Annotated in this window: 28 protein-coding genes; 14 read left to right on the top strand and 14 right to left on the bottom strand. The window is 65.3% G+C overall.

Annotated features, from left to right (window positions below; all coding sequences use genetic code 11):
• Positions 1-249: 249 nt before the first annotated feature.
• From dprA to KILIM_RS03160, 3 genes are all read right to left on the bottom strand, one after another.
• Positions 250-1,791 carry a DNA-processing protein DprA gene (dprA, locus tag KILIM_RS03170; RefSeq protein ID WP_176564470.1) on the bottom strand — a complete coding sequence of 514 codons (1,542 nt, stop codon included), beginning with the start codon at positions 1,789-1,791 and terminating at the stop codon, positions 250-252.
• Entirely contained in the window at positions 1,788-2,423 is a 636-nt protein-coding gene (locus KILIM_RS03165) for an ATP-binding protein (protein WP_051988615.1), read from the bottom strand. Before KILIM_RS03165 ends, dprA begins: the two co-directional genes overlap by 4 nt.
• 343 nt (positions 2,424-2,766) lie before the next feature.
• Positions 2,767-2,979 carry a hypothetical protein gene (locus tag KILIM_RS03160; protein ID WP_006591176.1) on the bottom strand — a complete coding sequence of 71 codons (213 nt, stop codon included), beginning with the start codon at positions 2,977-2,979 and terminating at the stop codon, positions 2,767-2,769.
• 117 nt (positions 2,980-3,096) lie between these two features.
• Between KILIM_RS03160 and KILIM_RS03155 the strand changes: the two genes are divergently transcribed.
• The 8 genes from KILIM_RS03155 (at position 3,097) to KILIM_RS03115 (ending at position 11,581) form a co-directional block, all read left to right on the top strand.
• Positions 3,097-3,915, top strand: a complete 819-nt coding sequence (locus KILIM_RS03155) for a hypothetical protein (RefSeq protein WP_157551417.1) — start codon at positions 3,097-3,099, stop codon at positions 3,913-3,915.
• Positions 3,912-5,051: a helix-turn-helix domain-containing protein gene (locus KILIM_RS03150; protein WP_006591174.1), complete on the top strand. Its 1,140-nt coding sequence runs from the start codon at positions 3,912-3,914 to the stop codon at positions 5,049-5,051. The genes KILIM_RS03155 and KILIM_RS03150 overlap by 4 nt, the downstream gene beginning before the upstream one ends.
• 183 nt (positions 5,052-5,234) lie before the next feature.
• A complete protein-coding gene (locus KILIM_RS03145) occupies positions 5,235-5,885 on the top strand; it encodes a DUF8370 family protein (protein WP_006591173.1) in 651 nt (216 codons plus the stop codon).
• A protein-coding gene (locus KILIM_RS03135) for an IS3 family transposase (RefSeq protein ID WP_246308451.1) occupies positions 5,771-6,936 on the top strand; the annotation gives its coding sequence in 2 pieces (ribosomal slippage) (positions 5,771-6,055 and positions 6,058-6,936; 1,164 coding nt in all). Before KILIM_RS03145 ends, KILIM_RS03135 begins: the two co-directional genes overlap by 115 nt.
• Positions 6,828-7,961 (top strand): DUF8370 family protein, encoded by a 1,134-nt coding sequence (locus tag KILIM_RS03130; RefSeq protein WP_505712037.1) that lies wholly within the window; start codon positions 6,828-6,830, stop codon positions 7,959-7,961. The genes KILIM_RS03135 and KILIM_RS03130 overlap by 109 nt, the downstream gene beginning before the upstream one ends.
• Before the next feature lie 466 nt (positions 7,962-8,427).
• On the top strand, positions 8,428-9,285 hold the full coding sequence (locus KILIM_RS23845) for a hypothetical protein (RefSeq protein WP_006591169.1): 858 nt from the start codon (positions 8,428-8,430) through the stop codon (positions 9,283-9,285).
• A 356-nt stretch (positions 9,286-9,641) separates the two neighbouring features.
• Positions 9,642-10,754, top strand: a complete 1,113-nt coding sequence (locus KILIM_RS03120) for a DUF3644 domain-containing protein (RefSeq protein WP_006591168.1) — start codon at positions 9,642-9,644, stop codon at positions 10,752-10,754.
• Positions 10,751-11,581 (top strand): TIGR02391 family protein, encoded by an 831-nt coding sequence (locus tag KILIM_RS03115; RefSeq protein WP_006591167.1) that lies wholly within the window; start codon positions 10,751-10,753, stop codon positions 11,579-11,581. The genes KILIM_RS03120 and KILIM_RS03115 overlap by 4 nt, the downstream gene beginning before the upstream one ends.
• Here KILIM_RS03115 and KILIM_RS24575 read toward each other — a convergent pair.
• From KILIM_RS24575 to mobF, 4 genes are all read right to left on the bottom strand, one after another.
• Entirely contained in the window at positions 11,578-11,892 is a 315-nt protein-coding gene (locus KILIM_RS24575) for a hypothetical protein (protein ID WP_006591166.1), read from the bottom strand. The two genes, KILIM_RS03115 and KILIM_RS24575, sit on opposite strands and share 4 nt — an antisense overlap.
• Before the next feature lie 31 nt (positions 11,893-11,923).
• A complete protein-coding gene (locus tag KILIM_RS03110) occupies positions 11,924-14,077 on the bottom strand; it encodes a DEAD/DEAH box helicase (protein ID WP_217997039.1) in 2,154 nt (717 codons plus the stop codon).
• Between the two features lie 160 nt (positions 14,078-14,237).
• Positions 14,238-14,609: a hypothetical protein gene (locus KILIM_RS03105; protein WP_051988614.1), complete on the bottom strand. Its 372-nt coding sequence runs from the start codon at positions 14,607-14,609 to the stop codon at positions 14,238-14,240.
• 190 nt (positions 14,610-14,799) lie between these two features.
• Positions 14,800-18,342, bottom strand: coding sequence for a MobF family relaxase (gene mobF / locus KILIM_RS03100; RefSeq protein WP_143554015.1), 3,543 nt, complete (start codon positions 18,340-18,342; stop codon positions 14,800-14,802).
• 163 nt (positions 18,343-18,505) lie between these two features.
• Here mobF and KILIM_RS03095 point away from each other — a divergent pair, with 163 nt between their 5' ends.
• From KILIM_RS03095 to KILIM_RS23835, 4 genes are read left to right on the top strand one after another with little or no spacing between them, the layout of a single operon-like run.
• Entirely contained in the window at positions 18,506-18,886 is a 381-nt protein-coding gene (locus tag KILIM_RS03095) for a TIR domain-containing protein (protein ID WP_006591162.1), read from the top strand.
• A 20-nt stretch (positions 18,887-18,906) separates the two neighbouring features.
• A complete protein-coding gene (locus tag KILIM_RS23070; protein WP_202817163.1) occupies positions 18,907-19,341 on the top strand; it encodes a RipA family octameric membrane protein in 435 nt (144 codons plus the stop codon).
• Positions 19,332-19,655 carry a DUF7701 domain-containing protein gene (locus KILIM_RS23840; RefSeq protein WP_006591160.1) on the top strand — a complete coding sequence of 108 codons (324 nt, stop codon included), beginning with the start codon at positions 19,332-19,334 and terminating at the stop codon, positions 19,653-19,655. The genes KILIM_RS23070 and KILIM_RS23840 overlap by 10 nt, the downstream gene beginning before the upstream one ends.
• Positions 19,656-19,694: 39 nt before the next feature.
• Positions 19,695-20,600 carry a hypothetical protein gene (locus KILIM_RS23835; protein WP_157551416.1) on the top strand — a complete coding sequence of 302 codons (906 nt, stop codon included), beginning with the start codon at positions 19,695-19,697 and terminating at the stop codon, positions 20,598-20,600.
• A gap of 128 nt (positions 20,601-20,728) precedes the next feature.
• On the opposite strand, the gene KILIM_RS23065 is transcribed toward KILIM_RS23835, so the two are convergent.
• A complete protein-coding gene (locus KILIM_RS23065) occupies positions 20,729-21,724 on the bottom strand; it encodes a PIN domain-containing protein (protein WP_006591158.1) in 996 nt (331 codons plus the stop codon).
• A gap of 301 nt (positions 21,725-22,025) precedes the next feature.
• Here KILIM_RS23065 and KILIM_RS23060 point away from each other — a divergent pair, with 301 nt between their 5' ends.
• Complete coding sequence (locus KILIM_RS23060; RefSeq protein ID WP_006591157.1) at positions 22,026-22,391, top strand: DNA cytosine methyltransferase; 366 nt, start codon at positions 22,026-22,028, stop codon at positions 22,389-22,391.
• Here KILIM_RS23060 and KILIM_RS03085 read toward each other — a convergent pair.
• Positions 22,321-22,746: a winged helix-turn-helix transcriptional regulator gene (locus KILIM_RS03085; RefSeq protein ID WP_006591156.1), complete on the bottom strand. Its 426-nt coding sequence runs from the start codon at positions 22,744-22,746 to the stop codon at positions 22,321-22,323. The genes KILIM_RS23060 and KILIM_RS03085 overlap by 71 nt on opposite strands.
• Before the next feature lie 104 nt (positions 22,747-22,850).
• Here KILIM_RS03085 and KILIM_RS03080 point away from each other — a divergent pair, with 104 nt between their 5' ends.
• On the top strand, positions 22,851-23,747 hold the full coding sequence (locus KILIM_RS03080; protein WP_040562036.1) for an oxidoreductase: 897 nt from the start codon (positions 22,851-22,853) through the stop codon (positions 23,745-23,747).
• Positions 23,748-23,825: 78 nt separating this feature from the next.
• Here the strand turns inward: KILIM_RS03080 and KILIM_RS03075 are convergent, their stop codons facing one another.
• The 5 genes from KILIM_RS03075 to msrB form a co-directional block, all read right to left on the bottom strand.
• Positions 23,826-24,194, bottom strand: coding sequence for a thioredoxin family protein (locus KILIM_RS03075; RefSeq protein ID WP_006591154.1), 369 nt, complete (start codon positions 24,192-24,194; stop codon positions 23,826-23,828).
• A gap of 233 nt (positions 24,195-24,427) precedes the next feature.
• Positions 24,428-24,871 carry an LmrA/YxaF family transcription factor gene (locus KILIM_RS03070; RefSeq protein WP_006591153.1) on the bottom strand — a complete coding sequence of 148 codons (444 nt, stop codon included), beginning with the start codon at positions 24,869-24,871 and terminating at the stop codon, positions 24,428-24,430.
• A 13-nt stretch (positions 24,872-24,884) separates the two neighbouring features.
• A complete protein-coding gene (locus KILIM_RS25415; RefSeq protein WP_083875871.1) occupies positions 24,885-25,070 on the bottom strand; it encodes a TetR family transcriptional regulator in 186 nt (61 codons plus the stop codon).
• A gap of 232 nt (positions 25,071-25,302) precedes the next feature.
• Entirely contained in the window at positions 25,303-25,863 is a 561-nt protein-coding gene (msrA, locus tag KILIM_RS03065) for a peptide-methionine (S)-S-oxide reductase MsrA (RefSeq protein ID WP_006591152.1), read from the bottom strand.
• Complete coding sequence (gene msrB / locus KILIM_RS03060; RefSeq protein ID WP_006591151.1) at positions 25,860-26,339, bottom strand: peptide-methionine (R)-S-oxide reductase MsrB; 480 nt, start codon at positions 26,337-26,339, stop codon at positions 25,860-25,862. Before msrB ends, msrA begins: the two co-directional genes overlap by 4 nt.
• Positions 26,340-26,569: the final 230 nt, after the last annotated feature.

The raw sequence follows: 26,569 nt of genomic DNA, 5'->3' as shown, positions 1-26,569 counted from the left end.
AGGATTTGTAGTAGCAACACTATTAATTGCTGAATCCCTTTGCAGCACAAAGGCTTTCAGGTTCGTCGCATGAGTCGCGAGTTCCGTTGGGGCGCAGGCGATCTCGGGTCCAATGCCAGCAATCGAGAACTGTGACATGCCTCACATCATTAGGTTGCCGACCAGCGCTCACCTCTCGCGCAGCCCCACCAGTTGACCGACCGAGGCTGGCGCGACCGGCCCGGTGGCGACGTACTGAGCGCGCGGACGTCAAGGCCTGATCCAGCCGCCGGAGACGCGCTCGGCGCGGCGGCGCAGGGAGAGGCGACCGAGGAGGGCACCTACCTGGGCGTGGGAGAGGCACGTGATGACGGCCAGCTCCTCCACCGTTCGCGGCCGCGCGCCCAGGGCGTCGAACACGCGGCGCTCGTCCGGCTCCAGCTCGTCGCCGGGACGGTCGGGGCCGCGGCGCTGCGGGGCGGCGTCCTCCCCCATCCGCCCGATGAGCTCCATGACCTCGTCGGCGTCGGTGACGAGCATGGCCTGCTCGTCCCGGATCATCGCGTGGCATCCAGCCGACGACGGCGAGGTCACCGGCCCCGGCACCGCCATGACGACCCGCAGGTGCTCCCCCGCGGTCCGGGCGGTGTTTCTCGAGCCGGACCGCAGGCCGGCCTCCACGACGAGGGTGCCTCGCGTCATCGTCGCGATGAGCCGATTACGTTCCAAGAACCGATGTCGCAGCGGTGCGCACCCTGGGGGCAACTCGCTGACCACGAGACCTCGCGCCGCGATCGTCTCCAGCAGGTCACGATGCCCAGCCGGATAGGCCCGTTCGACGCTGCACGCCAGCACCGCGATCGTGCTGCCGTCGGCCGACAGGGCTCCTCGATGGGCGGCGGCGTCGATGCCGTAGGCCGCGCCGCTCACGACGCTCACTCCGCGCGCGGCCACGTCGTGGGCGATCCGGGAGGCGATCTTCTCGCCGTACATCGTCGCGGCCCGGGCGCCCACGATCGCGACGCTGCGCTCGCACGCCGCGCGCAGGTCGGCAGAGCCACGCACCCACAGCACGTGCGGCGGGGCGGCCAGATCGTTCACGCCGGTCGGCCACTGCGGATCGTTCGGCACGATGATCCGCGCGCCGACCTTCGCGGCATTGACCAGGTCACCGGCGACGTGCAGCGTCTGCCAGCGAGGCCGAAACCGCGCGAGGATCTTCGTCAGAGCCGCGCCGCCGCTGCAGTGCCGCAGCAGGGCCAACGCCCCGACGTGCCCGTGGTCGCGCACCAGCTGCGCCGCCTCGAGGTCGCCCGGTTCGGCCAAGCGACTCCACGCGACCCGCGCCCAGACCTCCGGGGCAATCCCCACGGCGGCGGCCGCCGTGCCGATGTCGTGCGCCTCGGGCACCGGCAAGGCAAGCGCCCGCTGGTCCAACAACTCACCCAGGCCTAGGATCACGCCCTGCGCAGGCCGCGAACCGCCTTCCAGAGCCGACCCACCACCACCGCCATCCCGCGCGATCGCCTCGGACTCGTGGTGACGGCGCTCGCTCACGCTGCACTCAGCCACGCTGTGCCCGTTGCCGCTGGGCCCGTTGCCGCTGGGCCCGTTGCCGCTGGGCCCGTTGCCGCTGGGCCCGTTGCCGCTGGGCCCGTTGCCGCTGGGCCCGTTGCCGCTGGGCCCGTTGCCGCTGGGCCCGTTGCCGCTGGGCCCGTTGCCGCTGGGCCCGTTGCCGCTGGGCCCGTTGCCGCTGGGCCCGTTGCCGCTGGGCCCGTTGCCGCTGGGCCCGTTGCCGCTGTGCTCGTTCATGCGGCGCTCACCTCCTGGCCGCGCAGCAGCAGCGCCGCGCCGATGTCGTCGCGGGTCGGGCCGCCGTCGCCGCCGCGCAGGTCGTGAACGGTCCACGCAACGCGCAACACGCGGTCGTAGCCGCGCAGGGTCATGAGGCCGTGGTCGAGTTCGCGGTCCAGGTCGACGGTGGCGCCGCGCGCGACGGGCAGCGGGCCGTTCCGCAGGTATGGGCCGGGCACCTGCGAGTTGAGCTGCCACGTGCTCTCCCCCCACCGGAGGGCCTGCGCTCGCCGGGCCGCAGCTACCCGATCCGCCACGACGGCCGACGAATCCCCGCGCGGCAGAGCCAGATCGGCCAGGCGCACCGCATCGACGGTGACCCGCAGATCGACCCGGTCGAGCAACGGCCCACCGAGCCGAGTGAGGTACTCGCGGCGCTGCTGCGCCCGACACCGGCACGCCAACCCCTTGCCCACCGCCGCCCCGCACGGGCACGGATTGGCCGCCAACACCAGCTGGAAGCGTGCCGGATAACGCACCGAGCGGCGCGCCCGCGCCACCACAACCTGTCCGGACTCCAACGGCTGCCGCAGAGCCTGCAGCACGGTCCGCCGAAACTCCGGGGCCTCGTCGAGGAATGGAAAGTACACCTCGGTGTGTACAGGAATTCTACCGCGAGCTGCGCTCAGACGCCCCTGCTGGAGCCGCGGACCGCAACAGCCTGATCGGCGATCGTGACACCTCCCACCAAGCCTGTCTCCCCGTCCTCCAAGCGACCAGGAGCACGGGTCCTGCACACCGACATGGCCGTGCGCCCGCACTGCGGCCGGCAGGTGTTCTAGTGCTCGGCGCATGGCACAAGTCTCCGATGCCGCACGGATCGGACGACGACCTCCGGCCTGGGTGGTCGTCAACTGCTCCGCGCCGACGCCGCCGCTCTACGAGACTCCGTGACCAACGACGCTCGCGTTCACAGCCCGGCCGTGCCGCTACCTAGCGCTTCTTGCCGCGGGTGCCGTAGGGACTCTGGTTGGCCGGCTTCAGCGAGACACCCAGCTCGCCGGCCCGGCTGCGCACGGCGTCTTCGGTCCGGCCAAGGTGTAGGCCCAGGACTCTGGTCGGGGTGTTCTGCGCAGCCTCACGGCGAAGCTGGGCGTCATGGGCGGCTGTCCACGACTTGCCGGCATTAGCAGGCTTCTTGGCCATGCTGGGACCTCATCTCTCGGAAGGGGGCGGGTACGACATCCGCCGCTAGCACCAGCGTGCCAGGGAGTGCGAGAGGACTCAAGCAGCAACACGCGCGTCTGCTTAATTTTTCTACACATGTTGCACGGTCTTGCTCATCAGCGTGTCGCATCGGCGGCTGACATGCGGGCCTGCTTAACTGGTGTCATGACGTCATGGGACCCACATGGGCATGTCCACCTGGACTCGCTCCGTACCAGCTTCGCCGAGGCGGGGTTGATCGACTTCGTTCAGGCTGCGGTCGCCGAGGTGTGGCGGATCAACCGAGAGCGCCACGAACCGGTGGAGGCGTACGACGACGCCTTCACCTTGAGCGTGCTCTCCTCGCGGAATCTGGCCAACAGGTTGCTCGCCGAGGTGCCGGACAGTGCCGCGCTCCGAGCCGCGGGGGTGGTTGCCAGCAAGGAGTTCGGCTCTACGGTGCTGCACACTCCCCGAGCTGACGTGCGCTTGGTGAAGGCACCCTTCGGGTCGGGGCGTCACCCGAGTTTCGAGGCGGACTTCGATTGGGCCGACTCCGAGGGCAGACAGGCCGCAGCGCTACGCAACCATGCCGCGTACGACCCGCCGTCGCGAGACCCGCAGGCTGAGCCGCTGTTCGAGCTTCCGTTGCCGAACGCTGCTGAAGCGGTCATTCACTGTCGTGAGGTGTTCCTGGTGTGGGGTGCGGAGCTGAGGACGGGACTGACTGCGGGGTGGTTGGGACTGCCCACAGCGAGCGCTCAGCGCTGGATCGCGGTGACCCCCGTCTGGTGGGACGAACCGCCCGCCCAAGACAGCTCGGCCAGTGGTGAAGGACCCGGTTCCGACGACGGATCGACCTTCGGCGATAAGCCCGCCCCAGTGCCCTCTCTGACGCTCAAGCCGCGCCGGCAGGAAGGAGGCAACAGACTGTGACGTTCGAGTCCGAGTCACGTCAACGGGCACGTCGTCGCCGCGCGAGCGGAGCCTTGGTCGACTTCGATGGCAAGCGCCTGTCGGTTGCGCGGCGCCTACGCAGGATGCAGCGGACCGCTCTGGCAGCGCAGACCAGCGTGACAGCAGCGGCTATCACCCAGTACGAGCGCGGGGGTCGGCCCACGAACACCGTCGCAGCAGAGCTGGCGTTGGCTTTGGGCGTGCCGATCGAGTTCTTCCGGCAAGGCCGCCCTTTGACAGCGGTCACCACGGGCGATGCGCACTTCCGGTCGCTGCGAGCCACACCGGCCATCTCCCGCGACCAGGCCCTGGCCTTCGCCGAGATCGCACTGGCCGTCATCGAGGTCATCGAGCAGTACGTCGACCTCCCCCAGATCACCGACATCATCGAGCCAGTCGACGACGAGCCCTCCCCGGCCCTGATCGCCTCCATCGCCGCCGATACCCGTTCCCGACTCGGCGTGGAACCGGGGCCAGTCCCACACGTCGTTCGTCTCCTTGAGGCTCACGGCATTATCGCCCTGCGCCTGCCACCGGAGATCGACCCCCGCGTCGACGCGTTCTCCACTGAAGCCGGCCACCGACCCCTGGTGCTGCTCTCTCCGCTCAAGGACGACCGAGCACGAAGCCGTTTCGACGCCGCCCACGAACTCGGCCACCTCGTGATGCACCAAGACGTCGAGCCCGGCTCCAAGATCATCGAGACTCACGCACATCAGTTCGCTGCGGAGTTCCTAGCACCGACACCAGAGCTAGAGCCGGACCTGCCACGCAAGGTCGACTGGGACGCGCTACTGCAAGCGAAGACCAAGTGGGGCATCAGTCTGGCTGCTCTCGCCTACCGATGCCACGCCATCGGACTATGGGGCGAACACAGCTACCGCCGCGCGAACCAGCACCTGCGCAGCCAGGGTTACCCCGAACCCGGTCCGCTCGGTCCTCCTGAGTCCCCGTATCTGCTCGGCGCTGCCGTCGATTTGCTCAACCAAGCAGGAACCACAACCGATGACCTGGCAAGAGCGAGCCGCTTCACCGTCGAGCAGATCGACGACATCGTCGCGGCCGGCAGCGAGACCAAGCCCCGGCTGCGCCTAGCCGTCGGCCCCACACCCTGAGCCCACCTCGATCCCTGGGAGAACCAATGCGACTCCTTCCCGCTCCAACTGAGCACGCGGGTTCAGCCTGATGGAGGACCCGATGCCGGACTTGTGCGCGCGGGACGGGCACGGTGTGCGGCAGCGCACTCCCATCGCGCAGCCGACCAGCGGAGCAAAGGTCCACGGTGAGGGGAGCATGAGATGAGGTTCAGCAGCGCCTTCGGTGTCACCCACGGCAAGAAGAGCCCGTGGTTCAATCCCCTGCTTGACCAAGACACGCCGCTGTACGTCGACCCGTTCCTGGTGTTCGACGACAACAAGCCCCTGTGGGCGGGTGCCAAGCAGGAAGTTACGGACTTCTTCGACGCCGCAGCACGTCTCATCGAGCAATCCAAGGGCAACCAGAGCTCGCTCGCATACAAGAAGGCGCTCGAACTGCTGAGGTTCCCCGAACCCAACGAGTTCTGCCTCGGCCTGAGCATGGGAGCCCCGCACGGGTCCGGGACGGGCCCCAAGTTCGCCCGCGAGATGGCAGGCGTCCTCGACCTCGCACGCCAGTACGGGCATATTGAAGACCTCGCGTCCATCGCGGGCTTCAACCTCTTCGCCAGCGGGATCGGTCTGGATCGGATCAGCGACATCCTCTGCAACATCCTCAAGCACCGGTTGGGACTGCCGCACGGATGGGTGACATCTGATCTGGCTTGCCCGATGGGCGGCCTGGAAGGATGTGCGCCATGCCCACTGCCTACCCACAGGAGTTCCGCGAAGACGTTGTGCGAGTGGCCCGGTCCCGTGAGGACGGCGTCACTCTCGCGCAGATCGCGAAGGATTTCGGCGTCCACGAGATGACGCTCCATAAGTGGATCCGTCAAGCCGACATCGACGACGGCAACCGCCCCGGCAAGACACGGGAGGAGTCGACCGAGCTGCGGGAGCTCCGCCGCCGGAACCGGCTGCTGGAGCAGGAGAACGAGGTCCTGCGCCGCGCGGCCGCCTACCTGTCCCAGGCGAACCTGCCGGGAAAAGGTTCTACCCGCTCGTGAGCGAGCTCGCCGCTGACGGGATCCCTGTCGCGGTGTCCTTGCGGGTCCTGAAGCTCTCCCGCCAGCCCTACTACCGCTGGCGCAAACAGCAGGTCACCGAGTCCGAACTGGTCGAGGCATACCGGGCCAACGCGCTGCTGGACGCCCATCTGGATGATCCCGAGTTCGGGTACCGGTTCCTGGTCGGCGAGGCCGCGGAGGCCGGTGAGGAGATGTGTGAGCGGACCGCGTGGCGGATCTGCCGGGACAACCAGTGGTGGTCCGTGTTCGGCAAGAAACGGGCCAAGAACGGGAAGCGTCCGGGCCCGCCCGTGCACGATGACCTGGTCCAGCGGGACTTCACTGCCGATGGCGTCAACGAGCTCTGGCTGACCGACATCACCGAGCACTGGACCGATGAGGGTAAGCTCTACCTCTGCGCTATCAAGGATGTGTTCTCCGGCCGCATCGTGGGCTACTCGATCAGCGACAGGATGAAGGCACGTCTCGCGGTGAATGCCCTGGAGAACGCGATAACCCGGCGTCGCGATGCTGTCGGTTGCATCGTGCATTCGGACCGAGGATCTCAGTTCAGGTCACGGAAATTCGTGCACGCGCTGGACCGTCACCACCTCATCGGATCGATGGGTCAGGTCGGTGCCGCCGGGGACAACGCCGCGATGGAATCGTTCTTCGCGCTGCTCCAGAAGAACGTCTTGGACCGTAAGCGCTGGCGGACCCGGGAGGAGCTCCGCATCGCGATCATCACCTGGATCGAACGGACCTACCACCGACGCCGTCGACAGGCCCGCCTGGGCCGATTGACCCCCATCGAATACGAGACCATCATGAACCCGACCGTGAACCTCGCGGCCTGACACCCCAACTGTCACCTAAACGTGCAGCAGTCCCGTTCATCCGATACACCCAGAAGGTGTCCAAGAAACTCGGCATCCTGATGGAGCCAGTGACCGTCAAGCACCTCGGCTGGGACCGGCAGCGATCCAGGTGGCTTCCCGACGCCAAGATCGAACTACCTAAGTCGCCCTTCGGTGACGGTGGAGTACTGCTCGCACCCGAGCGGTTCTTGAAGGAAATCCCGACGGTGACCCCGGACGAGTTCTGGAAGTGGGCCGAGGTCCACGAAGCTCATCTTCTGCGACAGGACTTCAGCTACGAGATTGCACAGGGCCTCAACCAGGCAGACCGCCGCGTGCTGGCACGACGCTTCGCCCGCAAGTATCCAGACAAGGCAGCCGACTACTTGCGACTGGTAGCACAGATGCCCCACCTGCCCTACGACGTCGAGATGGACCCGAAAGGCCTGGTCTTCTGGCGGGAGACCGGAGAGGCCGTGGGTAAAGCCTCGCCCATCACCTCAGCCGAGGTTCCTTCCCAGCAGCGGGAGTTCCCGGCGTTCGTCGAACTCCTCGCGACACGCTTCCAGCACGCAGTCGAGAACACTGATCTGTGGCGGGCACTGTGGGCCGCCGGCAACCCGCAAAAAGAAGAGGTCATCCAGGCCATCGCCGGCGCGATGTGGACAGAAGCCTGCCGCGCCGCACAGGTTGACATCAGCCAAGAGGTCAACCGCGGCCGCGGCCCCGTCGACTTCAAATTCTCCAAGGGCTGGGAAGATCGCGCCCTCCTCGAAGTCAAAGTGATCCGCAGCAGCGGCTTCTTCAAGGGTGCCGCGACCCAGCTGCCCCAATACATGAAGACCGAGCAGATCAGCCACGGCGTGTACCTATGTATCGGACACTACGACGAGGACTTCGCGCCCGCGCGCATCAAGCGCGTCGAGGACACGATCGCCACTCTGGCGAAGGAAAAAGGCATCAAGATCAAACTCGTCCTCGTCGACGCCAGGCGAGAGAACAAGACTTCTGCCTCGAAGCAATAGACGACTCCGGTTGGTTGCACGAACTGTTCGTCGGGACGCGTAAAGGGCACACCGCCTCCTGGTCCGGAACCAGCCAACCCAGAATGCGGTTGCAGACGTCGCCAACCTCAACTCCGGCACCAATTTCTCGATTTCCCCGTCTGCGATCAGCTTCACCGCGCTACCCGGTCTCTACGTCATACGGCCGGCGGGATAGATACTGATGATGATCTCGACCACGAGGTTCGGGAGCTTCGGCCTCATCCGCCGTCGCCGGCGGGTGGGAGGTCACCACCGCGAGCGCGCGGGTTGCCGACGCGCGCCCGGTGAGATCCGAGCTGAGGGGTGCGCCTGCTGTGCCAGAGCGTTCATGCGTCTGCTCGGATGCTCTCTCCACGGCCACGTAGTAAGCGGTAGCGTTGCGCACTGTCCGTCCGACGCCCACAGGCTTCAGGCGGCTCCCGGGCGGATGAAGGAGTCTTGCGTTATGGCAGACCGCACGAGTGCAGGTTCTCATCCACCCGCCGAAGACCGCCCCGGTTCAGACGGCGGTGTAGACGATGAAGCCGTCGTCAGAAGCACATTCTCTGCGCTCGACGACTGGCGGAAGGTCCGCGGGCCGTTCATCCCCGTTCCTGGGAGTGACCTAGCGATAGACGACGAAGATTGGCCTCCCTTCGGCGTCTCGCAGGTGGCGTGGGCAGGATTCACCGTCGCGGCCGAACACCTTCAGGCGATCCGGGCCCATATCGACGTTCGTCCCCCGAACCGGCCCAATCTGTACGCGTTCGCTCACCAAACGCTGGCGCGCACGGCGTTGGTGGGCGCCACGAGCGCGGTATGGGTCCTATCACCGGAGGAGCGGGAGGTGCGAATCGCTCGGGCACGGAACATCGTGACGTACATGCAAGGCGAGCATCTCAAGTACCTGCGTGCGCTCCAAGAACTGGCCGAGCACCACGGTACTGATTTGGTGGCCAGCCACGTAGAGATGCGTCAACGAGAACTCGCGGAAAAGCGGGAAGCCGACGGCGACAGAGCCAAATTCGAGACGACGAGAGTTATCCGGGAGGCTGCGGTAGACACATTCGGAGACAAGAATATTGCTAAAGAGGTCGTGGCGGAGTGGAGGTCTGGTTCGGGCGCGGCGCACGGACTCTTGCACGCAGTCATTGGTCGATCAGGAATGACACAAGATGGTCCGGCGGACTCCTCCGGCCGCGCGACATTCATCAGCGGTGGAGACTTCGGACTGTTCTCTAATTCTTACATGGCTGCGTACCATATCGCGCACAAGGCGCATGAGCTCCTAGCCTCACGGGGACTCCAAACCTCCGCACGGTAAGTCGATGGCGTTCATGATTGGGGCCGTCATCCCAACGCGTTACGGTCACACTGGCTGGGCTATCCGCCACCGGCGAGGTTTCTGGATATGCCGGGGTAGCAATTTGTTTGGCGGAAGAGGCTGGTTTCAGCCTGCGCAGCAGCGACTGCCGATTAGGCGACCACGGTGCCGCGGCGCCGGGCCGAGAGAGCAGCCTTATAGGTCGGCTCTACTCCAGCACTGTCACAGGCCGGCGCTCGCGCGCCTCCGGGTGACTGCGTCACGGCGACAGTAGCCTTGAGATGTGAAGGACGATTCGGCCCCGGACGCTGCGGCGCTCAGACGCGCTGGCGTCCCCTAGTCGCGGCTTTGGTCGCATGCCAGCCCGCAAGACGCGCCAGTACGTCACCGCCGCTGTCGAGTCGCTGACGATTGCCATTGAACTGTTCAACCGCCCGAGCCCGGCGGGCCGCGAGCATGCCACCGTGATGATGGCGGCGCACGCCTTCGAGATGCTGCTGAAGGCCGCGATCTACGAGGAACGGCGTAAGGTTCAGTTCTCGGGGAGCGACCGCTCGTTCGACTTCGGCAAGTGCGTCTCCGTTGCCGAGACCTCGCTGGGCATTATCGACGCCGGGGACCGTGTGGTGCTGCTCGCGCTGAAGGAGGACCGCGACGCCGCCACTCATGACGTGATCGCTATGAGCGATGACGTGCTGTGGCTGCACCTGCGGTCTGCGGTGACCATCTTCCGGAAGGTGCTGCTCGGACTGACGGGGCAGGACCTGACCGACGTGATGCCTGGACGGGTCCTCCCGGTCTCCGCCAGTCCGCCCACCGACGTGGGTCTGGTCGTAGGGAAGGAGTTCGAGCAGATCGCGGACCTCCTGCGCCCCGGCAGGAGGCGTAGCGCCGAGGCGAGGGCTCGACTGCTCCCGCTCATGGCCCTGGACCGCGCGGTTCGCAGCGAGGCCGAGCCGCCCACCGAAGCAGAGATCAACCGAGCCCTTCGGGCGGTGAAGGAGAAGGGCAAGTGGGAGACCGTCTTTCCGGGCGTCGTAGGGCTGCGGCTTGTCGGAGGCCCGCGCCCGTCGGATCAGGTCCAGGAGATCAGCCTGAAGATCGACCCGAAGCACGGCGACCTGGCTGCACGTCCTGCGCACGACGGTGAGGATGCCATCGCCTACCGCGAAGTGGACACGTTCGACCGCTACTCACTCAAGCTCAGCAAGCTGGGCGAGAAACTTGGGCTGACCCGCCACCAGGGCCTCGCAGTCATCCATGCGCTCGATCTTCGGTCTGACCCCAAGTGCTACAGGGAGAAGCGGACGGCCAACGGTCACGTTCAGTTCCAGGGTCTGAGCAACATCGCGCTGGAGCGCGCAAAGAACGCCGTAGTCGACGGTCTCAATGTGGATCAGGCTGTTGCCGACTACAACACCCACGTCGCGAGCAGGTCGAAGACCGCGCAAAGAAGCGGTAGAGGATGAACGGCAGGGACGCCGGGAGCGGCCAGGCGGCTTGGTCCCACGGCGTGCTGAGGGAAGTCGCTGCCGTGCTGGCGGACACCGACCATGGCCTGACTGGCCGCGAGATCGGAGACCTGCTTGCCCGTCTGAGAATGACCGACCCGCTCGCCGGAGCCACGAAGCGCGACCGCCTGACCGAGGCGTTCATCGCCCGCCAGAACACGGACCGTAGCCCCAAGCGCATTATCACGTTCATCACGCACGCGATGGAGCCTGTGCGCTACCGCGACCGCCCTGAACTGTTCACGCTGCGCCAGGACCGCCTCAACGAGCGACTCGCCTTTGTCGGGCTACACGTCAACGACAAGGGCCAGGTGGCGCGAGGTGCTCGCGCGCAGACACTCGATGAGTCGACGCGCATCGCGACCTCGATCCGTGATGAACTCCAGCGCCGCAAGACGCACTCCGAGGTGCTGCGGTACTGCTCGGTGGAGGTCCTGAAGCGCGCGCATTTCCACGCCTGCCTGGAAGCGACAAAGAGCATCTTCGACAGGCTCAGAACCATGACGGGCGTATCGGGCGACGGCGCGACGCTGGTGGACGCCGCACTCTCCCTGGGCAAGAGCGGCACTCCGGCGCTGGCGATCAACTCTCTGCAAACCCAAACCGAAAGAGACGAGCAGACTGGCCTCGCGAACCTGGTCAAGGGGCTCGGCGGGCTCTACCGCAACCCCACCGCTCACGACCCCCGCCTCAGTCGTTCGATCAGCGACGATGAGCTGCTGGATGTGCTGACCATGGTTTCTATGGTCCATCGTCGGCTCGACGGAGCGAGGTCGCCGGGTTAGTGCCGCCCTGGCACCGAGAAGCGACGTACGAAGTTGGCCGCGCTCAGTCCGTGATCGTTTAGGAGGCTGGTGACGCGAGCGGGATCGCGGAAGGCGTCGTTGGCCACCAGACCCGTCGCGAAGGCCGACACGGACTCTCGGAGCCGGGCAAGCCGCTTCGTCGTGACGACGCGACAGCCGGTCGGTATCGCGGCATGTGAGTCGAACCTTTCCTCCGGATGGATCAGCAGTGGCGTCGCCTCACTGTTGGGGTACTGCTGCCGGAACCAGTCCATGGCGTTCGAGAGTTGCTCGGCATCCTTCTTGTACACGGGATGTCCGGGGTCGGCCCCACTCTTCGCTTCAATGACATAGAACGTCCCGTCGCGAAGCGCCCATAGGCCGTCCGGCCCGCGGCCGAGGGTGTCCTCGGGCCGTTGCCCGATGTGACCGATGTGTTCCGCAAGGGTCGCGCACGGCTTGCTCGAACTGTGGTGTACGAGGTCCCCAGTCAAGGTCCTGTAGGACGGCCTTGAACCCGAGCAAGAGATCATTGCCGGACGTGTACTTCGCTTGCAGCCAGGATGAAGCCTGTTCGCCCTGCGGGCGGCTCGCCGCCTTCAGACGCTCGTACAGCACACCCGTCAGGGGCCGGAGTAGCCGTCTGTTCGCGAGGTTGGCCGTCTTCTGGGTCTGCTGAGCCCCGGAAGGGTCGAAGAAGTTGGTGTATGACGCGAGCCGCTGCCTCTGGAGTGCCTGAGTCGCGGCGTCGTCTGTGATGCCATTTACGACTGTCTGCTGTTCCTGAGCTGCGACCACGTAGTCGCCGCGTAGGGCGGCATCGAACGCGCGCCGCTCAGCGCTGGCGGTGTCGGCGATCCGAGACGTGTCGTACCGGACCTGTGCCAGTGCGCCCTTGCTGTAGGCCACCCAGTCCTTATCGCGTTCGAGGCACTGCTCCATGATGTCGTGGAGGTCGTCTAGCGAGTCGGCCTCGACTTCGCTAGCGATCTCTGCTGCGAGGTCCAACTGCGCCCTCGTCGCGGGTGAGAAGAAGCCGCGTGCCTCCGGCGCATTGAGACGTTCGGCCAGCCGCGCCCCAAGGAGAAGGACCACAGCGTGATCCTCGTTCGACCGGGTGGCTCGTCCCATGCCCTGTTCCAGGCGCTGAATCTGTCGGCCAAGGAGGTTCGTTGATCCGGTCAACCGGGCCTGTGTCAGCCGCTCCGGTCCGTCGAGTGCTTCTGGTAGGCCATCCAGCACGAGGACGTGGCAGGCATCACCGGGCAGGTCGATCCCGTCGTAGCGGTTGATGAGCACTACTAGACCCAGTTGTGGGTTCTTGCGCAGTTGCTCGACGCCCTGATGAATGTTGTTGCGGTCCAGCACAAGAGCCGCGTCTTCTCGCCACCAGTCAGCGCGAGCGTGGCTCGGCACGATCACTACCACGTTCTGGTCCTCGGCCAGGTCCAGGACGAGATCACGGACCTCCTCGTCCGTCGCCTTGGGCACGAGTTGCTGTGGGACGAGGATCATCCGATCCCCGATGTCGCCAGCGCTCGAAGGAAAGATTGGCCGTGAGACTGACTCCGGTGCCGCGCCGAAGTGGCGGACCAGCACCGAGTCGTCAGCAAGCGTGGCGGTGAGGTAGACACGCCGCTGTGCCTGCGAGAAGCCGAGGAGTGTCTCTGTGGGATGGCAGGGCGGATAAATCTCGAACGCATCGCTGGTGATCACGGCGGTGCAGAGCGGGAGGCTGTCTACGACGAGCGGCCAGCCCCACTTCAGCGCGCTGTCCGAGATCGGATGGAGAATCGACAAGACCTGATCTTGCTTGTCCTGCCATGCCCAGAATGGAACCTCCTGTATCGCCGTCCGGCGGCGCGCTTCTAGGTCCAGCAGGCCGTTGGGCGACTGCGCTTTCAGGTCACCAGCGAAGAGTGTTAGCAGATCGCTGTACGCCTCCGAGTCGTCGTCGACGCGGAGCCGGAACACGTGGTCTGCCTGAGCGATGCAGGCGTGAGCGTCGTCAATGATCACCGCGCCAAGGCTGTGCGAGGGAGGCTTGGACACGCTGCCGCCGACTCCGAAGACGGACAGGCCGTTGAAGAGCTTCGCGAATGTCCCGACGAGCACCGCGCGTCCCTGCTGGTACTCGGGCGACCTGGGATCATTCGTGGTCGCGATCCCGACTCGTCCCGCCTCGGTCGTGACCTGTGCCGTCAGGAAGTCGTCAGGAACAAGATATGCAACGGGCCGGATACCCTCGTTGAGCCAACTGCGGGCGATGAGGAGCCCGACCAGCGTCTTGCCGCCTCCTGTGTTCATCTTGATCACGAGGTCGCGCTCGTCGCGACGGTCATGCCAGGCGGCCAGCACCTGGTCCTGGGGCCCTCGCAGGTAGTCGAGGCCAGAGACCTTCTCGGGTAGGGCGTTGAACAGGTCGCGGGGGTCGGTGATCGTGTTGGCTGGGACCGAGGCGCCCTGGCGCAGTCGCTTGAAGTTGACCTTGGCCATCGCGCGTTCTCCATCCTTCCCGGGCCCGTCCTCGGGCATGCTCATTCTCGCCCGCGCCTCCAACCAGCCGCGAGGGGCGCGCCGCCACGCCTGTCCAGAAGCGTTCGTTTCTGTCGCACCCCACAGCGCGGTAGCGAAGAGTCCCCGCAACGCTTGCCGATCAGCTCGCCGCCGAGCGAGTGATCTCGCGGTGGGGTTCGACCTCGACACGCTGCTGACGACGGCGCTCGGCACGCTCACGGAGGCGGGCACCGATGAGCAGGACCACGCTGACAGGGCCGATCCAGACCATTTTCAGGGCGTTCCAGATCGACCACAACACAACCAGGTGCAGCCACCTGGGACCGTTATCAGCGATGGCCTGCGCGCAGAGGTTCGCGATCAGCAGGTACGGGGTGGCGAGCAGCATCGCCGGGACGCCCCACCGCAACCCGCGCCTAGTGCGAATCGCGTCCAGCAGGATGTTGGTCGGCATCCAGGCGCGCAGGAGCAGGCGGGTACGAACGCTAAGGTTCCAGATCAGACGGATCATCGTGGACAGTCCTCTCCTCGGGGTTCCGTAGCGAACGAACTTCCCTGAGAGGGCCTTGTCGCCGAAGCGATGGGCCATGCCGCCGAACCTGTCGACGGCGCATATCTATGGCGCTACCTAGACATCATTCTACGACTGCACGCCGACATGAGGAAGGGCGCTGGCGACGGCCACCATCGGCCGCGTGTGCTCAGAGGCTCGGCCCTTGCCGGGTCGGGGCAGGTAGTCGGTGTTGCTGGTGGTGTTCGGGCTGGTCGGCGAGCTGGCGAAGTGCGGTCTCGGCTCTGGCGCGGTCGATCTTCTGTGCCGTGTTCTCCGGCGCCGGGCCGAGGGGCATGTCCTCGGTGAGGCCGTACCGGTCGCGGTAGGCGGCGACGGTGCGGGCGTGCCGGCGCCATGCCGCTGCCTTGCGGGGGTCACGCGGTGGCTCACCGAGGGTCCGCGTCCAGGGCTCCGCGGCGTCGCGCGCGGTGTCGAGTACCGCGTCTGCGCGGGTCTCGATCAGCTCTCGCCGCTCATCGAGGGCTTGCCGCATGTCGCGGGTCATCGGGCCGTCCGCGGAGGGGATGAGTCCGGCGATGAGCCGTGGCGTCTTGCGGGTGCGGCCTGAGCCGGCGGGGCGTGCGGTGGCGCGCGCAACGCGGTAGTGGAGGACGGAGGCGATGTCGTCGGCGTCTTCGAAGCCTCGCGCGGCTACCAGGCGCGGGAACAGGGTGTCGAGGTCGTGGTGGTTGGCCTCGGCGCGGCGCAGCTCGGCGGTGAGCGCACCGAACGTCTCGGACTCGATCACGGCGTCGATCTGGTCGGCAGTCAGACCAGAGGCACGGACGAGGGTGGCCCAGCGGTCTCGTTGTGCTGCGGCAGCAATCGTTTCGTACTCGGCGGCGAGCTGCGCGATAGAGCCCCAGTGCTCGTGTTCGGCGGTGATGGTCTCGTGTGCGGACAGCTCGGCCCCGGTGTGTTGGAGCACGCCGAACAGGACGGAGCGTCCGGTGGCGTCGGGGTTGTCGCCCGGATGCGGGTGGGCGTGTTCGTCGGCCCGGTCGAGGATGACGTAGGCGTGGTTGGAGTGCTTGCCGCGGGTCATCGCGACGTAGAGGTTCTCCCGCGTGGTGGTCGGCTCCACCAGCACGTGGGCGGTATCGACCGTGACGCCCTGCGCCCTATGCGCGGTGATCGCGTAGCCCAGATCAACATGGTCGGTCACGTAGCCGGCGGGCAGGACGATGGAGCCGCCGAACCGGCGGCCGGTCTTGCGGATGGTGACTGAGCCGTCGTCGCGGACGCCGGTGATGGTCCAGGTGTCGCCGTTGCGGACCCAGTCTTTGCCGTTGCGGAGGCGGCGGTCGTTGCGGCGGGTGATGATCGTGTCCCCTACCCCGGCAGTGGTGCCGTCGTTCAGCTCGACCTCCCGGCCCGGCTTCAACGTGCCGTCGAGGATCAGATCGGCACGGGCGCGCTGGTTGAGGGCGCTCACGTCCTCGCGGGTCTCGGCCACCAGCACCGACACCAACCCTCGCTCCCGGTCGGCGCGCCAAGCGGTGTAAGCGGCATCGGTCATCACCTCGGCGTCACCGTCGCGGATGCGGTCGTGGTCGAGGTAGGTGTCGATCACCTGCGTGCGTCCGTGCCGCAGTGCAAGGGATGCGGTCTTCTCCCAGGCGTTGGTGAACCGGTGCACGTCGACCAACTCGGGTGCATCGCCGCGGTCACCGACGAGAAGTCCGAACGCGCCGCCGGCGTCCACGGACTGGAGCTGTGCGTAGTCGCCGACCAGGAGCACCTTGGCCCCGGCTCGTTGGGCCAGGTGCGTGATCCGATCCAACGACAGAGTGCCGGCGAGGGAGGCTTCGTCGATGATGACGAGCTGCCCCGCCTCGAAGTCGGTGCCGTGGACGAGATGGTTCTGCCACCACTTCGCGGTGTTCTCCGTCGCGATCCCGAGGTCGTCGGCGAGAACCTGCGCAGCCACCGCGGACGGCGCGAGTCCAACCACGGAGCCCTTGCCGTGTTCCTTCTCCCACGCGCGCCGCAACGCGAACATCGCGGTGGTCTTCCCGGCGCCGGCCGGCCCGACCAGCACATCGAGCATCCGGCCAGAGACCGCGATCCTCATGAGCGCGTCGGCCTGATCCTCACCGAGCATCCGCCCCTCACGATCAGGCTTCGTGGTGACCTTCTCGACCGTCGCCAGCGGCACGGTCGGTCCGGTCAGGGCGCGGGAGCGTTCGAGCAGCCGGTCCTCGGCCGCGAGCAGCAGCTCGGAGGAGAACACGGTCGAGTGCTTCGGGCGGAACACGCTGGTGCCGTCCACCCGCCGAAACGCGGCCGGGCTCGTGACGAGGTCGGGCGGCGTCAACCGCAGCGATGCTTGCTCGGCGGCGTCGGCGATCATCCCCACGACGGCTTCGCGGTCGCGCATGGTGGCGAACCGCCAGCCCATCGTGTGCCGGGACGCCTCAGCCATCAGGTTCCACCGCCGCCACGTCGAGCGCTTCTCACCCACCACCTCAACCACGGTCTGCCCGAGTTCGGCAACGACCTCCAGCGGCACGTCGTCGGCACGCAGCAGCAACGCCTTGTCGTTGTCGGTGACAGTGCGCGCCCATCCGGTGGCGTCCTGACCGAGCACCCCGGTCGCGCGGGTGCGCCACTCGGCGGTGAGGTCGGCCAGCGACCGCACCTCCTTCTCCGGGCGTGTGGACAGGGTGGCTTGCGCGCGGAGCTTGATGATCGTGGCCGTGGAGGGCTGGCGACCGTGCCGGGCGACATACTCGGCGATCAACCGGTCCTTCTCGGCGTCGATGTGCCGGGCACGAGTCGAGAACTCCTGGACCAGCTCCTCCGGCACGGTGCTGATCGCCCACGCCGGGTTGCGGTCCCGGCCCATGTCGCGGGCTTCCCACTCGACGCCGAAGGTGCGCGTCATATGGTCGGCGAACACCGCCTCGTGCAACTCCGACAGCGCGACCACCGCGGCGTGCATCGGCCGACCATCCAAGCTCCGCCACTTCCCGTCGAACGCGGTCTGCACCTTGTTGGAGATGACGACGTGGGTGTGCAGATGGGGGTCGCCGGCGCGGGAGTCGAAGTGATCGAACGACGTCGCCACCAACCCGGTCACGTCAACCTGCGCAACGGCTCCGTCGCCGGCGGTTGCACCGGACCGCGTGGCTGCAACCTCCCGCTCCATGAACGCAACCACCTCCGCAACCGCCGCATGATGCGCCTCCCCGATCAGCGCCTGCGTCCCGGCATCAGCAACCGCCCACAACGCCGAGGCCGACTTCGGGATCGAGAAGGTGAAGTCGAACCCCGCCACCGCACGGCGCCTGCCGCGCTCGGTCTCCTCGGCCTCGATCCGCGCGACCGCCTCACCCTTCGCGCCAGGGCTCAGGCCGGGGTCGAGGTCGGCGATCCGGGCGTCGATCCGCTCCGGCACCGACTGGTAGGCGGGGAACGCGTGCCCGAGCGGGTCGCCGGTGATCGGGTCACGACCCATCCCCATCAAGAGCTGGAGCTGGGCCTCCGAAACCCGATCACCCACCGCGAGCTGGCCCTGGCCGAAGGAGGCGACGCCGGCCCCGAGCCATTGGCCCGGTGGTGTGCCCGCCTCCACGTAGTACCTCGTCAACGGCGTGGACAGCGCACGGTCGCCGTCCGCGGCCGCGACCGTGCGCAGCAGGTACTTGTAGCCGTCCCCGGCCGACATCACCCGCATCGAGACCGTCATGCATCGAAGGTGCGCGCGGCGACGATCGTGGCTCGTTGCATGGTGGTCGTGTCGCGCGGACCTCGTTCCGCCTCGGTCGTAGGATGGAGACGTGACTACGGACACACGGCACGAGCGGTAAGCCAGTTATCTGTGCTGCGCTCGCTATATAGAGGAGTAGAGCATGGCGCAGGATGTGTTTGTCAGCTTCGATTATGACCATGATGCGCGCCTGAAGGACCTGCTCATCGGCCAGGCCCGACTGCCAGATAGCCCGTTCGAGGTGGCCGACTGGTCAGTGAAGACTGCGAGCCCGACGTGGCGAGAGGACGCACGTCGTCGTATCCGCCGCTGCGACCAGGTCATCGTTCTCTGCGGTCAGCACACTGCTAGCGCGACAGGCGTGAGTGCTGAGATCGAGATCGCCCGCGACGAGGGTACGCCGTACTTTCTCCTGAAGGGCTACAACGTGACGTGTCAGCGGCCTACGGCAGCCTTGGCGAGCGACAAGCTCTATGACTGGACTTGGGACAATCTGAAACTGCTGATCGCTGGCAATCGATGAAGGAACCCACTCACGACACAGTGGAGCTCTACAAGTTGGCTGTCGAGATGGCCGATCGAGTCTCCGCTCGGCGCGGCCATGCTAATCAGTTCTACCTGACACTGCAATCGATCCTTCTTGGCGCTCCTGCTTTAGTTCAAGCAGTAGGATCACGAGGTTCCATCGAGCCGTTCTTGTCTTTTCTTCTTTGCGTTGTCGGCGTCGTCACAAGTGCGACCTGGTGGCTCCAACTGAAAAGTTACCGCGACCTAAACAAGGCGAAGTTTGCTGTCATCAACGCAATTGAGGAAGAGTACTTCGAGGTGCGTCCGTTCTTGGACGAGTGGAATCAACTTAAGAGTGACCCGATCGCCAGATGGCGTCCTAGATACGCTGAACTTGGTACGATCGAGAGAGTCGTCCCGGTCGTGTTTCTGCTGATAAACTTAGTGCTGGCTGTGATCGTATGGCTCTGAACTATATCGACGAGATCGCCGCGCGCATCGAGGCAACACTGGATCCGGAACAGCGACCCGACGACGACGCTTGGGCTCTCTATCGTCTGTATGCGTTGCTTGTACTGGTGAAGGGCGTGGACGTCTCGCTTGAAGACGTCCATGACGCTTGGTCTGTATGGATGGCGACGATCAATCCTAAGCACGATGCCCTCGTGCCCTTCTCTTCGCTCGATCCTGCGAAGCGATCGGAGGATGGTCCTTACGCGCAAGCGATAGCAGCCGTGGCGCGAGTGCTGAATAGTCAGTCGTTCGACGGCACAGGAGCGCGTTGATCTATGGGAAGTGCTGCACGCCCGCCGTCGTCACGTGCCGTGAAAGTCGAGATCGGACGGCAGCGCGTTGACGGCGATGACTCGCGTAGGTTCACGCCCGCCGCCATCACTTTCGATACACGCGCTCACACGCTGACTACCGAGATCAAAGATGACTGGGAAGAGCAGATAAAGAAGCAGTGGCTAACTAATCAATCGCATGTGAAAGAAGCGATTATCTACCAGTTCGGCATCGAAGACTTCGAGCAGAAGATTCGCGATTTCACCGATCTCGGTGTGGCGCCCTGGTCGGTTGTGGCGCTTCACAACGTCTACCTAGCGCAGGTGCGTAACGCCTTTGTCTCGGGGAGCTACTACTCAGCGCTTCTGGGGGCCTGCGGCCTTGGTGAACGAATACTGAATCAGCTAGTCCTGACATTGCGAGACGACTACTCATCGCATCCGGCGACTAAACACGTTGCTGGAAAGAAATCTCTCGATGACTGGCAAAAGTGCGTGCGGACGCTAAAGGAATGGGGTGTTCTCGACGAAGAGACCGCCCGTGACTACTTACGTCTCATGCGCATGAGGCACGCAGCCGTGCACTATCGCTCTGATCTCGACAGCGGTGACGCGCGCGACGCCGCACTGGCCGCTGTCGTTCTGTTATGCGAGCTGGTCCAGCGAATCTTCAGCCCTCATGGCCGAGATGAGAACTACTTTCCAGGCCCAATCGGACGCTCCTACGTGCGCCGTGATGCTGAAGCCATTCCTTTCGTCAAGCACTTCATACTCCCAGCTTGCGTGCTCGTAAGCCCTGTCTATCGATTCGTGGCCTCAGCGTCGGAACCAGGTGGATTCGCTGTCTACGACGATCCTGAGTACGGCCGCAATTCACCCTCTCTCAGCGATGACCAGTTCGCCGAGCCGTCGCGAGCGAGCCCTCAAGTTCAATACCCGTTCTGACCTCGGACAGCAACACCGATCGTGCCTCATGCCGCGGCTTAGGTGCTCATGGCGACTGCATCTTGACCTCGATGGATGGTGCTCGGATTTCGCAACGCGGGCATACCTGAGCATGCGCACGGATGGCGCTAGGTGTCGAGAAAATCCCACTCACTGCCAAGGACCCATCGCAACGCAGAGATTTTCCCGTTGAGCATGCCAAGTTCGAAATCTGAGTATGGTCCTAGCTCTCCCGGTTGCGTGTAGGTCCCCTCAACGCGTGCTCGCCCCTCGCCGGCGATTTTCCGTAACCGTTCGAGCCCGGCATAGTCGCCAGCATCCTCCAAATGGTACTCGTGTTGCAGTGAACGGTGGTACCAGATGCGATCGAAAAGCTCCTTCTCAGCGTCTTGGATTTCATCCAAGCGTCGCGGCTCCTCCACGAAATCGGTATCTGCGAACAGTTCCTCGATCTCTGGACTGAAGTGGTGACGAAGGACCCCGTTCAATCCGTCGACTCCCAGTGCGTAAGTGGAATGCTCCGATGCGAAGGCTGCCGAGATGTCTGGATGCGGCAGCCGCTTGTCCCCATTGGGTAATGAGAAGTCCTCGCTGTTGGACGTAACGAACGCATGGGGGTGTTGCGCAAGATCGACAGTTGCAATCGCGGTTGCGTACAACTCGAGCAGCAACGCGTCGGCGACACTGTTGCGCGAGCGGTGAAAAGGTGCTCGCTTCGAGAGACCTCGTTCGACCGCCGCGTGGCGTTCCGAGTCCGTGGCCTCCACTGCGCGGCCACCACGGAGCAGATCGAGGACTTCATCGAAGTTGCGGGTCGTCATCGCGCCAATCAGTGGTGCGTGGCGTGCAAGGTCTTCAACGGTCCTGAGCGCCTGCTCGGTGTCGGTGCCGCCGAAGTCATCAAGATCCTGTCGGATCAGTTTGAAGCGCTGAGCGACACTAGCGGTCATCGACGCCTCGACACGCTCTCGATTGCGCTCATACTCCTCGATGACGAGCGACGGCACGATCAACTCGACCTCACCCTGATGAACAAGGACGCGGAGGGCAACGATCCATCGCTGACCGTCACGTCGTTTGGACAGGTCTAGCCACGTCGAGGTGTCAACCAGCAAGTTGAGCATGGTACTCACGTTATCCGTCACCGACAGCTCCGAGCCGTAGTCGGCGACGAGGCGGGGGTCCGAGGCGCACGACGAAGGGGGCACCCTCCCTCGACCTGCAAGACGCGTGGCAGCTCAGAGAGGGCTGAGCGGGGAGACGGATCGGCGTCGGGCTGCCGGTCGAGAGCGGACGCGCTCCGTCGGGTTATCGGCGGGGTTCCGCGGGCGACCAGGCGGGATCGTGCACCTGGCAGGTGATCAGCCCGGCGACAGGGCGCCGTGAGGGGCTCGGGTTCGGGGTCACCGAACTGCCGGAGCCTTCATGCACGACCACACCCCGTCTGGTGAGCGTCGTCTGCGGGTCGGGTCGCTGTTGTCTCGATACGGCGGACTCGATCTGGCTGTCAAGTATGTCTTCGACGCCGAGACGATCTGGTTCTTCGAGATCAACGAACCCGTCGCCCGCCACTGGCCCGACGCGCTGAACCTCGGTGACGTCACCAGCATCGACTGGAGCGCCGTCGAACCGATGGACATCCTCTGCGGTGGCTTCCCCTGCCTCAATGTCAAGCCTGGGAGCGAAGCGCTCGGTCAGCGTACCCGGATGTCGCACGGTGTCAGTGCTGGGTGTCGTAGTGGTCGCGATGGGTCTGGACAGTGTCCATGTGGTCTTGCGCCCAGACCCTGAGCTGCCGGGTGGTCCGGTGGAGCGAGAGACCGAGGTCTGTGAGCGCGTAGTCGACGGTGGCGGGGACAGTCGGGGTGACCGTGCGGGTGATGAGGCCGTCTCGTTCCAGGGATCGAAGGGTTTGGGTGAGCATCTTCTGGCTGACACCGGCGATGAGGCGGGAGAGTTCGGAGTACCGCATAGACGCCGGCTCGCCGACGCTGCCGGTGCCGTCGCCGCCGAGAGCACAGAGGATGAGCACGACCCATTTGTCGGCGAGCCGGTCGAGGAGCTGACGGCTCGGGCACACCGCGAGGAACGCGTTGTACGCGCTCTTGGCCCGCTCGCGCTTCTCGGCCGCGGTCGTCGTCGCCATCATGTCCGCCTTTCCACAGGAGGTAACGCACTCCGAAGTGCGTACTTCCCAGAAGAGAGTTGCTCTCCAACACTGATACAAGACGGTGCGGAGCACCACCCCTGATCCGAACAAGGAAGGCACGACACGATGACCACAGCGTCAATCACGCTCCCGGCGGCACCTGGAACCTTGGCGAACGGAGTGTCACCCGCTTCGGCTACGGGGCCATGCAGCTCGCGGGACCCTGGGTGATGGGGCCACCGGCTGACCATGACGGCGCGATCGCGGTGCTACGCGAGGCGGTCGCGCAGGGCGTCACGCACATCGACACCAGCGACGCCTACGGCCCGCGGGTCGCCAACGAGTTGATTCGTGAGGCGCTGCATCCGTATCCGGAGTCGGTACTGATCGCCACCAAGGTCGGCGCGAACCGCGACGCCGAGGGCGGCTGGCCAACCGCGCGCACTCCCGAGGAGCTGCGCCAGCAGTTCCGGGACAACCTTGAATCCCTGGGGGCCGAGCGCCTCGACCTGGTGAACATGCGCATGGGAGATGCCAACGGCCCCCAGCCAGGCTCGATCGCCGAAGCCATGGAGACCCTCGCCGGCCTCCAGCAAGAGGAATTGATCGGCCAGCTCGGAGTCAGTAACGTCACCGCTGAGCAGGTTGCCGAAGCCCGCGCGGTGACACCGATCGTCTGCGTGCAGAACATGTACAACCTCGCCAACCGGTGGGACGACCATCTGATCGACAGCCTCGCCGCCGACAACATCGCCTACGTCCCCTTCTTCCCCCTCGGTGGGTTCTCCCCGCTCCAGGCCGATGCGCTCACCGCCGTGGCAACCCGTCTGGAGACAACCCAGATGGCTGTCGCCCTTGCTTGGCTGCTGCAGCGCTCGGAGAACATCCTCCTCATCCCTGGGACCTCGAAGGTCGCGCACCTGCGCGAGAACATCACCGGCGCCAGTTTGTCCCTCACAGAACAGGACCTCGCCGAACTCGACAACATCAACTCCTGACGACCCGATCCAATCAGGGAGACGCCTCACGCAGCCCGACGCATGTCCGGGACATCGTCCTCCTGACCACGGCAACTACTAGTGGACGTGGGCATGGCTCTCGATCTCGGCTCGCACTTGCGCCATGTCGAGCGCCCGTACCTGTGTGATCAGGTCGTCAAGCGCGGGCCTCGGGAGCGCACCGGCCTGGAAGAACACCCTGATCGAGTCGCGGTAGACCGCGATTGTTGGTAGCGCGCGGATTGCGAGTGACTCAGACAACTGCTGCGCCGCCTCCGTGTCGACCTTGCCAAAGAGGATATCCATGTGGCTCTCAGATGCTGCCTCGTACACCGGCGCAAACGCCTTGCATGCACCGCACCAGGTAGCCCAGAAGTCAAGGATGACGATCCCTTCCCGCTCGGTCACTTCGCGGAAGTTCTTGTCTGTCACATCAACCGTTGCCATCTTCCGTCCAATCGCTCGGTGAGCTAACAATGGACCCCAGGGTCCACTCTCATGATTGCCGATCTTCGCGAGCGGCGCAAGCGCCATGGGCCTTAAGCCAAAGGGCTGCCGGGAGAGCGCAGCGCCTTCCCTACGCGTTCGACTTGAACGTGTTCTGGACCCTCAAGTCCACAGATTCTAGGAGCCGGGCGAATCTCAGGGTCGCTGCGCTGGCCGAGCGGGGTGGGGCGCAGTCACGCAGAGTTGCTCTCCGTCGAGTACGCCCGCACCTGTGCGATGGCCATGTCGAGGACCACCCGCATGGGACGGACGTCTCGGGCCGTCTTAGCGAGTAGGTAACCTCCTTGGAGAGCAGCCAACAGCCCAGTGGCCAACGCGTGCGCCTCGGCGCTCGGGATTAGCACGCCGCGCTTCTTCAGCTCTTCAATCGCATCAGTCAAGAGTTGGAGCCAGGCGTCAAAATGAGCAGCAATGACTTTCCGTGTGTCTTCGTCATGATCAGCGATCTCATTCGCCAGCGCTCCTAGTGGGCACCCATAGGCGCCGTTTCGGAGCGCATTGCGTTCAACTAGCTCATCGCGCCAGAGTTCGAGTCCGCGCAGCGACTCGACCCTCGCAAGGCGACGGCGCTGCTGTGACAGCAGTGCCTCTGCACGTGCCTCAATGACTTCTTTCACCAGTGCGTCCTTCTCAGCGAAGTGCTGATAGAGCTTGCGACTTCGACGTCCCACTCGATGCACGGACGTCGGCCAGAGTCGTCGAGGCAACGCCGCGCTCGTACATCAACTGATCGGCTGCCTCGATAATCCGTGCCTTCGTTGCGGCGCCGCGCGCCGTCAAGCGGCGCGGGCGGGGGCCGCTGGCGCTGTCAGTCATACCCCAAGGCTAATCGCCTCGGGTTGGGCGGTCTCTCGCCCGCACTCAGGTGCCAACGACCATCGGCGTGGACCACCCTTGCGAGCAGCCGACGAGAGCCTCATGTCGTACTTCAGGATCGGGGCCCTCGCGGTTGGGCATGGCTGTGCAGTCGTCAACCGTCACCGGACCCTTCGGGGGCGGCGAGGCGGATCTCGACCCCAGATGCCCGGGCCCAAACCTCAGAACCTTGCTATGTTGCCACGCTGGGCGAACTCCGCTCCGGTAGTACCCAGCCGTCGCGGGGGAAGTGGCACGTGTAGCCGTTCGGATACTTCTCCAGGTAGTCCTGGTGCTCGGGCTCCGCCTCCCAGAACGGACCGACCGGCTCGATACTGGTAACTGCCTTACCCGGCCACAGACCCGATGCGTTCACATCCGCGATCGTGTCGCGGGCGATCCGCTCCTGCTCCGGCGTCACCGGGAAGATCGCGGAGCGGTAACTCGTCCCTCGGTCGTTCCCCTGACGGTTCAGCGTCGAGGGATCGTGGATCTGGAAGAACAGCGCCAGGATGTCCCGATAGCTCGTCTTCGAAGGGTCGAAGACGACCTCGATCGCCTCCGCATGGCCTGGGTGGTCGCGGTACGTCGGGTGTTCGTTCTGCCCACCCGTGTACCCGACGCGGGTTCCTAAGATGCCCGGCTGGCGACGGATTAGGTCCTGCATGCCCCAGAAGCACCCGCCAGCCAGAACGGCTGTCTCCGCTCCCGAGACCTGCGCGATCGCTCCGCTGTCGTTGGTCCCGCTGGTCATGCGGTGGCTCCCTTCGTAGAGTCCTGGTCGGTGTCGAACAGTGCACTGAACTGGCCGTAGCCCTCCTCGACGAGCTTGGAGGCAGGAACGAAGCGCATCGCGGCCGAGTTCATGCAGTACCTCTGGCCCCCGGCGGCGGCGGGTCCGTCGTGGAATAGGTGCCCGAGATGGCTGTCGGCGCCCGCCGAGCGCACCTCGGTGCGGATCATGCCGTGCGTCCGGTCCGCCTTGGTCGTGACAGCGTCGGCGGCGATGGGCGCCGTGAAGCTCGGCCATCCCGTGCCGCTGTCGTACTTGTCGGTGGACGAGAACAGCGGCTGACCCGAGACGATGTCGACGTAGATGCCAGGCTCGTGATTGTCCCAGTACTCGTTCCGATAGGCCGGCTCTGTGCCGTCCTGCTGCGTCACCCGATGCTGCTCGTCGCTCAGGCGGCTGAGCAACTCAGGGGTCCTGCGGTAGTCGTTGGTGGTCACTTTGGCTCCTCCTAGCAGGTGACGCGCGGCCGCGCCATCACGTGCTGTAACGGACCGGGCGGTCCAACTATTCCACATGTCCTGCGTTAGAGTCGAGGCCAGACGATGCGTCGCCCCCGAGGCGGGGCGGCTGGTCTCGCGACGACCGACAAGACCGATGTCACGCGGCTGCTAGGGTCAAACCAAGACTCCTCGGCGATGCAGGTCCGGCGACAGAGGTTGGAGAGGAA

This window comes from Kineosphaera limosa NBRC 100340 (genome assembly GCF_000298215.1).
GTDB lineage: Bacteria > Actinomycetota > Actinomycetes > Actinomycetales > Dermatophilaceae > Kineosphaera > Kineosphaera limosa.
This window is presented reverse-complemented; position numbering and strand designations above follow the sequence as displayed.